The organism is Bacillus cereus group sp. BfR-BA-01523 (assembly GCF_022662615.1).
In the GTDB taxonomy this organism is placed as follows: domain Bacteria; phylum Bacillota; class Bacilli; order Bacillales; family Bacillaceae_G; genus Bacillus_A; species Bacillus_A mycoides.
In genome coordinates this window covers 554,997-567,727 of record NZ_JAKUDX010000001.1, presented here as the reverse complement: position 1 = coordinate 567,727, position 12,731 = coordinate 554,997, and the positions used below count along the sequence as shown (strand labels likewise).

Sequence of the window (12,731 nt, the reverse complement as noted above, 5' to 3'; positions counted from 1 at the left end):
AAGAATCTTTAATTATAGAAATAAAAAAAATTTGAGGGAGATGCATGCGTTTGGCTGAAACTGCACAAAGAAAACTACAACATCAACGATTGCCTATGTTTCAAATTACTAAGCGGGCTATAGCTATAATCATTGGAGCGCTATTAATGGCCACAGGACTCGAAATTTTCTTAATTCCTAATCAAGTTATTGATGGAGGCATTACCGGAATCTCGATTATGCTTTCTCACCTCACCGGATTAAATTTAGGTATCTTCCTATTTATATTAAACCTTCCTTTTGTTTTTATGGGCCATAAACAAATTGGAAAAACATTCGCGTTTTCTACTGTTTTTGGTATTTTAACTTTATCAATTTTAACTACACTTTTTCACTCAATTCCTGCCTTTACAGATGATATTCTTCTTGCTACTATTTTTGGAGGCATGGCACTTGGTGTTGGGGTTGGTCTAGTCATTAGATATGGCGGGGCATTAGACGGTACAGAAATCCTGGCAATTCTAATTAATAAAAAAATTCCTTTTTCTGTAGGAGAAATTGTTATGTTTTTTAATGTTTTTATTTTAGGAGCCGCAGGATTCGTATTCAGTTGGGATCGCGCAATGTATTCCATTTTAGCTTATGTCATTGCATCGAAGGCAATTGATACCGTAGTTAATGGTTTTGAACAATCGAAATCTGTATGGATTATCAGTGAACAGCAGGAAGAACTTGGTGAAGCAATTAATTCACAATTAGGTCGTGGTGTCACATATCTTCACGGCGAAGGTGCTTATACGGGGGATAATAAAAAGGTTATTTTTTGCATTATTAACCGACTTGAAGAGGCGAAATTAAAATCTTTGATTGAAGAACTAGACCCAGCTGCTTTCTTAGCCGTAGCGGATATTACAGAAGTACGCGGAGGCCGATTTAAAAAACGCGATATACACTAGTGTTAAAAATATTAATATGCCCGTTACTATTTAAATGGGTTCGGGTGGCTCGCAATTGTTTGTAGCTATATGTCTCAGTGGTAATTATAAAAAATATATCCCTTACCATACATCCCTAAACGATTCACTTATAATACGTTTTATCAATTCCCTCCACCATTCTTTGCATAAGTAATTCTATTCCAATAAATGATAATAGCGCTTTAATATTTAATTAAGCTAAGTATAAATTAAGTTATATAAATGAGGAGTGTTTATTATGTCAAAAGTACTTTTTATAAATTTCCCCGGAGAAGGTCATGTGAATCCGACAATCGGAATTGTAAGTGAGTTGATACAACGAGGCGAACAAATTGTCTATTATTGTATTGAAGATTATAGAGATAAAATTGAAAAGACAGGTGCCGAATTTCGAACATATGAAAACTTTCTCCCAAAAACAGATATTAATAAGGATGTTAAACAAAAAGCTAATCAATTAGATATGTTATTTAACATGATTTCTGCCATGGATAGAATAATAAAAGATATTTTATCCGAAATCGAAGGGGAACAATTTGATTATGTAATTTATGATCATCATTTTGCAGTGGGATATATTATAGCATCTGCTTTACAATTACCAAAGATTTCTTCATGTACAACATTTGCTTTTAATGATTCTATTTCGTTATTCAAGATAGGTAATTCTGAACATTCAGGCGGAAAATCTCCTTTAAATAAAGATTGTATAGACATTATTAACAAATGGAAAGAACAATACGGAATCATGTACGATAGCTTACGTGATATTTTAAGCCATCCGGGAGATATTACTATTGTATATACTTCGAGAGAGTACCAACCGTATGCAAATGAATTTGATGATTCTTTTATATTTGTCGGACCTTCTATCACACCGCGTCATGATGTGGGAGATTTTCCTATAGAAGATTTAAAAGATAAAAAAGTGATTTTCATCTCTATGGGAACTATTCTCAATCAACAACAAACTTTATATGAAAAATGTTTTGAAGCCTTTAAAGACACACCTGCAACAATTGTATTGGCAGTTGGTAAAAAAACAAATATAGAGCAATTTAAAAATGTTCCTCCGAATTTTATTCTATATAAATATGTTCCACAATTAGAAGTATTACAGCATACAGATGTATTCATTACGCATGGAGGAATGAATAGTTCGAGTGAAGCACTATATTATGGGGTACCATTAGTTGTAATACCTATTTCAGGGGATCAACCCTTAGTTGCTAAAAGAGTAACTGAATTAGGAGCGGGTGTTCATTTAGACAAAACGAGCTTAACTCCTGAAATATTACGTGAAGAGACAGAATCAGTACTATATAGAAAAGAATTTAAAGAAAATAGTTGTAAAATTAGGGAATCTTTCCAAATGGCAGGGGGATATAAAAAAGCAGTGGATGAAATTCTGCACGTGCTTCCAAAAACAAACTATAAGAAATAAATAATGAAACAGATTTAATGAATTGTATAAACTATAAAGGAACTTTCTATATAAAGAAGTTCCTTTTTTATTGGTATTTAAGGGGAATACCCATTGGTTTAGTTTTTTAAAGATGTAAAGGTTTGTTTTTTAATAATGAATTCAAATTGTTTCGTAGGAAAGTATTAAAAGAATTAGGGTACGAAACGAATAAAAATTAAGGATGAATTCTGGTTTTCTAAATAGAATTTATCCTTAATTTTTATTGGGGAAATCTTGTTTCTAATTTCGGCGAACTTATAGGTTAACTAAAGACTTATGGCAATATTATGCTTCAAATTTCATGAGAGGAGGTTCTACAGAACTGCAATTTACTGCAATATTATGCTTCAATATGAGGCAGATTTATGGTTCAAATCACAAACTATTAAAGAAATGATAAGTAGGTAAACGAAAATCTCGCGTCCAATCTTAACGCAAGATGCGAAAGAGGTGCTTGAAAATAAGTTGTTAACTTCATTTTTAGGTGAAGAAGAGATTTTACTTACATATTATAAAGATGGTTATCTATATAAAAATTACATAACAGTAATAAATATAAATCCATTAAGTGAGACGATTACTTGTACGGATGTTTTTCATAATAAAAGAAGGTTTAAGTTTGGTGATGTAATTGAAGTGAATTAGAGGGGGGAAATAAAAGTGATTATCTCTTCCTAACTTAATTATACCACGTAAATAACGTTCGAAATAGACTGTTTATTCTCATTTACTACTGCTACAATCAAGAACACATGCACAGTAAGGAGAGATGTTAAATGAGTTCTTTCGTTCTCGATTTTCAGGAAATAGAAAAAACGCAGCTTTCACTCGTTGGCGGAAAAGGATTGAATTTAGGGGCATTATCAAACATTCAAGGTATACAAGTGCCAGAAGGTTTTTGTGTTACAACGGTAGGGTATGAAAAGGCCATCGAGCAAAATGACGAGCTTCAAACTTTGTTGCAGCAGCTAACAAAGTTGAAAATGGAAGAGCGAGCCCAAATTGGTGGAATTAGTAAGAAGATTAGAGAAGTCATTATGGCAGTAGAAATCCCTTCTGAAGTAGTGGAAGCGGTAGCTCATTATCTCTCACGTTTTGGAAATGAACATGCGTATGCCGTGCGTTCTAGTGCTACGGCTGAAGATTTACCATATGCCTCGTTTGCTGGTCAACAAGATACGTATTTAAATATTATCGGAGAAGAAGCGATTTTGCAGCATGTAAGAAAGTGCTGGGCTTCTTTATTTACAGAGCGAGCAGTTATGTACCGCATGCAAAATGATTTTGAACATAATCAAGTTTCTATATGTGTTGTCGTTCAAAAAATGGTTTTCCCTGAGGCTTCGGGAATTTTATTTACTGCTGATCCGGTTACTTCTAACCGAAAGGTAGTATCAATTGATGCCAGTTTTGGACTTGGTGAGGCGTTAGTATTAGGACTGGTCTCTGCCGATAATTATAAAGTAAAAGAAGGCGAAATTACTGGAAAGATGATAGCAACTAAAAAATTAGCTATTTATGCTTTAAAAGAGGGCGGAACGGAGACGAAACAGATTGATCCGGCTCAGCAAAAAATTCAAACATTGTCTGAACAACAAATTTTACAACTAGCACAGATCGGAAGACAGATTGAAGCTTATTTTGGTTGTCCGCAAGATATTGAATGGTGTTTAGTGGATGATACATTTTATATTGTCCAAAGTCGCCCAATCACGACTTTATATCCAATACCAGAAGTAAATGATGGGGAAAATCATGTGTATGTATCGGTTGGTCACCAGCAAATGATGACCGATCCCTTGAAGCCATTAGGAATGTCTTTATTCCAGTTAACATCTTTTGGACAGAGGTTTCAAGCTGGAGGAAGGTTGTTTGTTGATGTTGCACAAAGATTGGCTTCGCCTACTAGTAGAGAACTTTTATTAAATATGATAGGGAATTCGGAACCGCTTATTAAAGATGCATTAACGACTGTAGTCGAGCGAGATGATTTTATTACATTGTTACCAGATGATGAAAAAGAAAAGAGTGTTGGTAAAAGTGGACCACCTGCAAGTTCACAACCAAAAATCGAAAACAATCCAGCGATCGTTACGGATTTAATAAAGATGAATCAAGCATCAATCGAAGAGTTAAAACGAAACATGCAAACGAAATCAGGGGTGGATGTACTTGATTTTATTTTGGAAGATATGCAGCAATTAAAGAAAATATTATTTCATCCGCAAAGTATGGCTGTCATTATGGCAGGTATGGATGCTTCAACATGGATCAATGAAAAAATGGAGCAATGGCTAGGCGAAAAGAATGCAGCAGACACGCTTTCTCAATCAGTACAAAACAATATTACGTCTGAAATGGGGCTAGCATTACTCGATGTTGCTGATGTGATTCGGCCATATCCAGAAGTTATTGCGTATTTACAACATGTAGAAAATGATAACTTTTTAGATGAATTCGTTCAATTTAAAGGCGGAGAAAAAGCTCGAGATGCCATTCTAACTTTTCTAAATAAATACGGAATGAGATGCAGCGGAGAAATCGACATTACGAAAACGCGCTGGAGTGAAAAGCCAACAACCATTATCCCAATGATTTTAAATAATATAAGAGACTTTGAAGCTGGCGCTAGTAAACGGAAGTTTGAAGAAGGGTTGCAAGAAGCTTTGCAAAAAGAAGAAGAGTTAGTAGATCGATTGCAGCATTTGCCGGATGGTAAACAAAAAGTAGAAGAGACGAAGCGAATGATTCGTAACATCCGGAATTTTATCGGTTATCGTGAATATCCAAAATACGGTATGATTAATCGCTATTTCATATATAAGCAGGCAATATTGAAAGAAGCCGAGCAACTCGTGCAAAATAAAGTTATTGATGAAGTAGAAGATATATACTATCTAACTTTTGGAGAACTTCACGAAGTTGTCCTTACGAATAAACTAGATTACGAGCTTATTCATAAACAAAAAAATGATTACAAATTATATGAAAAACTAACGCCTCCACGTGTAATGACGTCTGATGGAGAAATCATTACAGGTAAATATAAACGAGAAAATCTTCCGGCTGACGCGATTGTAGGTTTGCCTGTTTCTTCAGGATTGATTGAGGGGAGAGCACGCGTTATTTTAAATATGGAAGATGCGAATTTAGAAGATGGAGATATATTAGTTACTGCCTTTACTGACCCGGGATGGACACCATTGTTTGTGTCTATAAAAGGGTTAGTCACCGAAGTTGGCGGATTGATGACACATGGAGCAGTTATTGCACGTGAATATGGATTACCAGCAGTCGTCGGGGTAGAGAATGCTACGAAATTAATAAAAGACGGACAACGAATTCGGGTACATGGAACAGAAGGCTATATTGAAGTGTTGTAATGAAATAAAAGATCATCCGCTATTATAGTGGATGATCTTTTATTATATAGCGGACTTATTTCTTTAAACCAGCCGCATAAAAAGGTCCATGAACTGCGATTGTTGATAAAATACGAGCAATCTCCTCAGGTGTTTCTTTTTGTCCATTATTTAACCATTGTTGAATGACACCTATATGAGCAGATGCCATATAAGAAGCTAAGTATTGGCTTGGGACAAGTAAATTCTCCTTATTAATGAGAGGACCATTCGTATCTTCAAATAGTGTTTTCCACATAAAGTCTTTCAGTTTCGTTTGGAAAGATAAATCTCCTTTTGGACTTAGTACAGCTTTCATAAAATCACTATTTTCATTTAGAAATTCAAGAATAGAAGCGATAAGTATAAATGGCATTGTTGGGGAAGGGCTTGATCCAAGATCAGCAATAACTTCCGGTAATCTCTGTTTAGCAATGCTAGAAAATTCATACATAATTTCTTCTTGGCATTTTGTCATTAAATCAAATTTATCTTGGTAATGTGTATAAAATGTACCACGATTTATGTTTGCTTTCGTAGTAATATCTTTCACTGTAATGGCGTCAAAACCTTTTTCCTCAATTAATTCCACTAATGCATTTCGTATGGCAGTTTTCGTACGAATAACACGTAAATCTAAATTACTATCGCGCAAAGTATGTCCCTCCTTAATTTTAGCCAACACATTTCAAGGATGTGTCTTATAACCGACACATTCACGATTTTTGATTATTGTATAAGGTTCAACTCGAACATATAATTCAAATATAAATAAACAACACGTTGTTGGTTATTATAAATCAAATTAAAGGAGGAGAAAAGAAAATGTTTAAAAACAAACTTTTATTGTTATCTCCAGTTATTGCACTACTTGTTGTTTTTATTTTTTCATTAACATTATTTCCAACCGTTCAACCTAAGCCGAAAAACTTACCAATCGCAATTGTAAATGAGGATCAAGGAGTAGAAATTCCGAATCAACCGAAGATGAATATGGGGCAAACGATTGTTGATAATATGAAAAAGACATCAAAATCAGAGGAAGAACCTGCGGTAAAGTGGATAGAAGTGCAAAATAAAGAAGCAGTTCAAAAAGGCTTAAATAATCAAGAATATTATGCAGCATTAGTTATTCCGAAAGAATTTAGCGCAAAACAAGCATCATTACGAACACCACAACCATCTTCGCCAGAGGTAGAAATATTCATAAATCAAGGAATGAATACAGCGGCATCAACTATGGCAGGGCAAATATTAAATGCGATCGTTGATAATATGAACAATACTGTTCGTACTGGGCTATTAGACGGATCGAAAGCAAAAGGAGCTACTTTAACAGCTGATCAAGTTTCAAATGTAGTAACACCTATTACGAAAAAAGTAACAAATGTGAATGAAATTGGCAAAAATAGTGCGAACGGTAACTCACCAATATCATTATTCCAACCGTTATGGATTGCCAGTTTAGCGAGTGCAGCAATCATCTTTATTGCGATTAGTAAAATGCCAGTAGGTACAAGAAAAGAAAACTTTGTATTAAAACTAAAACAAATAGTAACAGGAGCAATTGCTACACTTGTAATTGGATTTGGTCTTACATGGATAGCTGATGGAATGGTAGGATTAAATATCCCGAATTTCACGGATACGGCTCTGTTCTTATCCATTACTTCTTTTTGTTTCTTCTTAATGATTTCTGCGGTGATTTCATTAGTTGGTTTAAAGGGAATCGGGTTATTTGCACTGTTACTTTTCTTTGGTGCACCGCTATTGGCGCTAGCACCTGAAATGATGTCTCCATTTTATCAAGACTGGATTTACTCCTGGTTACCGATGCGATTTATGATAGAAGGTCTCAGGGAGATATTCTTCTTTGGGAAAGGGTTAACTTGGAATACTCCTACTACAGTGCTCGTTTGGATTGGAGTAGTAAGTATGTTTATCATACTAGGAAGTGCTTTAAAACGTAGTGCGGTAAAGGGGCATAAAACGGAATTAAATGCTTAAAAATAAAAACCGTTTCACTCGTAGTGAAACGGTTTTTTGTGATGAAATCGATAGGGAAATAATTCAATGATAGATAGGCTTTTTCGATGTTTTAAAGGTGAGTGAAGAACTAGTATTTGCTGTCCCTTTATGTATACATGCTCCTACTATTTCGAAATGCATAAAATGTTATGTGAAATAACGGAGGGGATACGATGTATAATTCGAATTATGATGATTGGTATAGACAGAATGATAAGCTAATTAGTGATATTGAAAAAGCTATAAACGGAGAGTATAGCGCTATAAGCTGCTATGCAAAATTAGCTAACATGGCTCCAAATCAAGTAGAACAAAAACAAATTCTTGAAATCCGTAATGATGAAATAAGGCATTTTCATCATTTTGTACAAATCTATACGAATTTAACTGGCAGACAGCCGAAACCACAGATTACGGAAAATTGCCCTAATACGTACTTACAGGGATTAGAGTTCGCTATACAAGATGAGCAAAAGACCGTAGATTTTTACTTGGAAATTTCAGATGAAGCAGCAGATGCATCTATGAAAGAGTTATTGCGCAGAATAGCTGCAGATGAACAAAATCATGCAGTGTGGTTTTTATATTATTTTGTGAAGTCGAAGTGAGTGTTAAAAATGAATGGCTGATGTGCTGAACATATTAGAAATTATTTTAAAACACAGTGCAATAATTGAATGAAAAACTTGAATATAAGTAGAAAGAAACCGTTTCATAAGTAGTGGGACGGTTTTTTCGCGGTGAAATACAAGTTATATAGGTATCGACAAAATATAGTAGTTGAATTAGGTATATAATGTATGAAATGAAAACGAAAATAAATAAGCTAGGAGCAAACAAATGAAAAGAGGAATTACAGTAGATATTCCAAATGAATATGATAATTTACTTTGGAAAGTGTTAAAGCCAATTGATATTTCTTCATTTGATTGGTGGGTGGGGAGTGAGGAGTCCTACTTAGTAGCACGTGGTGGATTGGATGAGGCATTATTTCCAGAAGAACCAAGTATAGTGGAAGGATCAGATTTGAAAAGATTATTTAAAGACAACATATATTATGTTATTTTTGCAGATTTAAAAGCGTATCCAAAAGGAGAGGAAGTAGTAGATATTGAAACATATGAAGAATTTAAAGAGAGTAAGTGTGAATTAGTTTTACTAGTTGCGGATTGTACATACGTCACAGTTTACGCTAAAGACCAAGAAGCGATTGAATTGATGTATGAAAACGCAATTGATCAAGGGTTTTATGTTAAATATGTTACAGACGAAAATGATGGTAGAACGCGTTTATCCGTGTGATAGGTATATAAAGGGGGAAGTAAATGAATTATATTAATGCTGATTTAGTTAAAAGATTAATAGGGGCACAATTTCCAGAATGGGCGCACTTAGAAGTGAAACGGGTGAAATTTAGTGGACATGATAATAGAACGTTTCATTTAGGGGACGAGATGAGTGTCAGATTACCAAGTGATGCAGCATATGCACCGCAAGTAGAGAAAGAAAGCAGTTGGCTTCCTATATTAAGTAAGGGACTTTCTTTACCAATTTCTGCACCAATTGCGAAAGGGAATCCGACTAAAGAATATCCGTGGCCTTGGTCTATTAATAAGTGGATCGAGGGAGAGACGGTGACGAAAGAAAATATTCGTGATTTAGATGAATTCGCAGCAGACTTAGGCTCATTTTTAATAGAGTTACAATCAATTGATGCGAGTAACGGGCCAATAGCTGGAGAACATAATTTTTACCGAGGCGGGCTTATATCTGTATACGATGAAGAAGCGAGAGTGGCCATTGAAAATAATAAGGATGTTTTTAATGAGACATTATTACAGCATCTTTGGGATTTAGCAATTAGGTCAACATGGGACCATAAACCAGTTTGGGTTCATGGAGATGTTGCACCAGGAAACTTACTCGTTAAGGATGGAAAACTTTGTGCCGTAATTGATTTTGGTATTTTAGGAGTAGGAGATCCGGCTTGTGATGCAGCGATGGCCTGGACATTTTTTGATAAGAATAGTAGAAACGTATTTAAAGAAGTATTACGTATGGATAAAGAAACGTGGAATAGAGCGAGAGGATGGGCGCTTTGGAAGGCGTTAATTACATATGATGCGAATAGGGATAGTAATGAGAAAGTAGCAGAAGAATCTTATCGTGTAATTCAAGTAATTGTGGATGATTATAAGAGGTAATAGAAAAAGCTTATTTTGATTGTATATTTCAAAATAGGCTTTTTTGCATGATTAAATATTCAGAATTAAAAGAAGGGATCTGACGTTATTATACAGAATATTTAGATAATAGGAGGTGTCGAATTTTGAATGAAATTGAATTTAAAAGTAATGTAATTAAGACAGGGCGAGAGAGGGGGATTATACTTCGGTTTATACTCGCAAGTTTAGTAGGTGTGTTTATGTTTTTCGTACCAGTTACGATAAACGGTGCTTCGTCTATTATGATTGATCATATCGTATCGTGGATAAGAGCTACGGTTCCTTCGGTAGTACCTTATTATGCACTGCTTGTTATGGTAATTGGTGCGATTTATCCATTTTATACGAAGAAGTGGAATGCATCTATCGTAGACATTTGTTTTTCTTTATTAAAAGTAGTTGGTGTTGTTTTTGGCATATTATATTGTTTGAAAGTAGGACCAGCTTGGTTCTTTGCGCCAGATGTTGGACCGTTTTTGTATGAGAAGTTAGTTATATCAGTAAGTTTACTCGTTCCAATTGGCTCGGCTTTTTTAGCGTTATTAGTCGGATACGGATTGCTTGAGTTTATCGGCACGTTTTGTCGTCCGATTATGAGACCGTTATGGAAAACACCTGGGCGCTCAGCAATTGATGCGGTAGCTTCCTTTGTAGGAAGTTATTCGTTAGCCTTATTAATTACTAACCGCGTTTATAAAGAAGGAAAGTATACGACGAAAGAAGCAGCAATTATCGCTACAGGTTTTTCTACAGTATCCGCAACATTTATGATCATCATCGCAAAAACATTAGATATTATGCATTTATGGAATGTTTATTTTTGGACTACACTTGTTGTAACATTCATCGTGACCGCTATCACCGTAAGAATCCCACCTCTTAGTAGAAAACCAGATACATATATTACGAAAGAAGGTTTCCCAGAGCCAGTTTATAAAGAAAAAATGTTAGAGCGAGCTTGGGAAGATGCATTAGAAGTATCAAAATCAGCACCGAGTATTATGAAAAATATCGCAGTGAATTTAAAAGACGGTTTTATAATGACGATGGGGATTTTACCATCTATTATGTCAGTAGGATTAATTGGTATCGTCTTGGCAAAGTTTACGCCAATATTTGATTGGATTAGTTATATTTTCTATCCATTTACATGGTTACTGCAGCTTCCAGAAGCAGAACTGGCTGCTAAAGCAGCATCAGTTGGTATTGCAGAAATGTTTTTACCTTCTCTTTTAGTTGTAAGTGCACCACTCGTGACAAAGTTTGTTATTGCGGTTGTTTCGGTATCATCTATTTTGTTTTTCTCCGCTTCAATTCCTTGTATATTATCAACAGATATTCCGTTAAAAGTATCTGAGCTTATTATTCTATATGTGCAAAGAACGATTTTAACGTTGCTTATTATTACGCCGATTGCTTACTTGTTGCTTTAAAAAGGAATTATCAAAAGGGGAAAGCTGGAAAAGTATAAAAAAGTAGATTTGAAAATTAATATTTGTGATAAAAATATTAGTAATATACATGTGATATATATATGCGGGAACAGTTATTTCTGAGTTTTAAAGAGATAAATCTATAATAAAGAAGGACCCTTCTATAAAGGGTCCTTCTTTATTATAAAGCGTTCGCTTGGATAAGTAACTTAGAAATGTTATTTACAGATCCTTGTTCAAATGCATTGATATGAGCATTGATAGCCCTTTTAAATTGTTCTATTTGACTATTACTACCTATATCAGATTCTAAATCTTGAACATGCTCAAGAACAAATTTCAAATCACTATTAATAGCTACTACATCATGTGTATTTAACTTTCCACCATTCATAGTTTTCCAAGAATTAATATTATCATTTAAACGATTAAGGGTGGTTTTAATCGCATCTTTCGAATAAGAGCCACCATTTACATCTGCTGTAGTGCCATTCGGAGTAGCTGGTGTTTTGGGTTGTTCTTTTTCTTTCTCTATTTGAGCAAGTTTTTGTTGTTCTTCAGCCTCTTTTTTAACTTTAGCCTCAGCTTCTTCTTGGGCCTTTTTTTCTTTAGCTTCCTTTTGTTTACGCTCATTTTCTTCTTTTTCTTTCTTTTCGTTTTCTTGCTGGATTTTTTTCTCTTCAGCTTTTTTCTTTTTTTCTTGCTCTTTAGCTATTTGTTGTTCTTCTCTTTTTTTATCCATAGCTAATTTTTCTTCCGGTGTAATAGATTCAGAAGCGAAATAACTAGCGAATATAAACGAAACAAGAATAGTAGGTACTGTAATTAATAATACCCGGCGGCGAGTACGAGTAGCACCCCAACGGATCACTCTTTCCGGCTTAATAAGACCTACCACTAAAGCTACTATCGCACTAATAGAAAGTAGCAAAAATAAAAACATAAATACAGTTAACAAATAAAAACAACTCCTTAAATATATTCCAATATTCAGTATAACAATTATACCAATATAATTTAAGGGATAATTTGAGGAAAGTAGAAAGAACATACCAATAAAAGACCTAAACTATCAAATAAAAACAAAGCCTTCGCGAAAATCGTTCCACAACCCGCTGACTAAAGCATCACTTTATCGTAAAACATAGGTTTGTGAAATGTTTTTAATCCATTTTTATTATTAAGTAACGATGTGGTGTTACTTTAGTTTTAGAATATTCCTT

General features: G+C 34.5%; 11 protein-coding genes. 9 read left to right on the top strand and 2 right to left on the bottom strand.

Annotated elements, in window-relative coordinates:
• Window positions 1-95: 95 nt before the first annotated feature.
• The 4 genes from MR066_RS02960 to ppsA all read left to right on the top strand — a co-directional run bounded on the left by MR066_RS02960 (window position 96) and on the right by ppsA (window position 5,804).
• Window positions 96-935, top strand: a complete 840-nt coding sequence (locus tag MR066_RS02960) for a YitT family protein (RefSeq protein WP_396022269.1) — start codon at window positions 96-98, stop codon at window positions 933-935.
• 259 nt (window positions 936-1,194) lie between these two features.
• Window positions 1,195-2,400, top strand: a complete 1,206-nt coding sequence (locus MR066_RS02955) for a macrolide family glycosyltransferase (RefSeq protein WP_242245937.1) — start codon at window positions 1,195-1,197, stop codon at window positions 2,398-2,400.
• A gap of 435 nt (window positions 2,401-2,835) precedes the next feature.
• Window positions 2,836-3,066 carry a YolD-like family protein gene (locus MR066_RS02950; RefSeq protein WP_242246094.1) on the top strand — a complete coding sequence of 77 codons (231 nt, stop codon included), beginning with the start codon at window positions 2,836-2,838 and terminating at the stop codon, window positions 3,064-3,066.
• Window positions 3,067-3,197: 131 nt separating this feature from the next.
• Window positions 3,198-5,804 (top strand): phosphoenolpyruvate synthase, encoded by a 2,607-nt coding sequence (gene ppsA / locus MR066_RS02945; RefSeq protein WP_242245936.1) that lies wholly within the window; start codon window positions 3,198-3,200, stop codon window positions 5,802-5,804.
• 55 nt (window positions 5,805-5,859) lie between these two features.
• Here ppsA and MR066_RS02940 read toward each other — a convergent pair whose 3' ends face one another.
• On the bottom strand, window positions 5,860-6,477 hold the full coding sequence (locus MR066_RS02940; RefSeq protein WP_002084688.1) for a TetR/AcrR family transcriptional regulator: 618 nt from the start codon (window positions 6,475-6,477) through the stop codon (window positions 5,860-5,862).
• A 170-nt stretch (window positions 6,478-6,647) separates the two neighbouring features.
• Here MR066_RS02940 and MR066_RS02935 point away from each other — a divergent pair, with 170 nt between their 5' ends.
• The 5 genes from MR066_RS02935 to MR066_RS02915 all read left to right on the top strand — a co-directional run bounded on the left by MR066_RS02935 (window position 6,648) and on the right by MR066_RS02915 (window position 11,508).
• Window positions 6,648-7,829 carry a YhgE/Pip domain-containing protein gene (locus tag MR066_RS02935; RefSeq protein ID WP_242245935.1) on the top strand — a complete coding sequence of 394 codons (1,182 nt, stop codon included), beginning with the start codon at window positions 6,648-6,650 and terminating at the stop codon, window positions 7,827-7,829.
• Window positions 7,830-8,023: 194 nt separating this feature from the next.
• The gene (locus tag MR066_RS02930; RefSeq protein WP_002142369.1) at window positions 8,024-8,458 is read left to right on the top strand and encodes a ferritin-like domain-containing protein; all 435 of its coding nucleotides are present in this window, start codon (window positions 8,024-8,026) and stop codon (window positions 8,456-8,458) included.
• Window positions 8,459-8,690: 232 nt separating this feature from the next.
• Window positions 8,691-9,152, top strand: coding sequence for a DUF2691 family protein (locus tag MR066_RS02925; protein WP_242245934.1), 462 nt, complete (start codon window positions 8,691-8,693; stop codon window positions 9,150-9,152).
• A 23-nt stretch (window positions 9,153-9,175) separates the two neighbouring features.
• A complete protein-coding gene (locus MR066_RS02920; RefSeq protein WP_242245933.1) occupies window positions 9,176-10,054 on the top strand; it encodes an aminoglycoside phosphotransferase family protein in 879 nt (292 codons plus the stop codon).
• Between the two features lie 125 nt (window positions 10,055-10,179).
• Complete coding sequence (locus MR066_RS02915) at window positions 10,180-11,508, top strand: YjiH family protein (protein WP_242245932.1); 1,329 nt, start codon at window positions 10,180-10,182, stop codon at window positions 11,506-11,508.
• A gap of 181 nt (window positions 11,509-11,689) precedes the next feature.
• On the opposite strand, the gene MR066_RS02910 is transcribed toward MR066_RS02915, so the two are convergent.
• A complete protein-coding gene (locus MR066_RS02910) occupies window positions 11,690-12,466 on the bottom strand; it encodes a hypothetical protein (protein ID WP_242245931.1) in 777 nt (258 codons plus the stop codon).
• Window positions 12,467-12,731 lie beyond the last annotated feature (265 nt).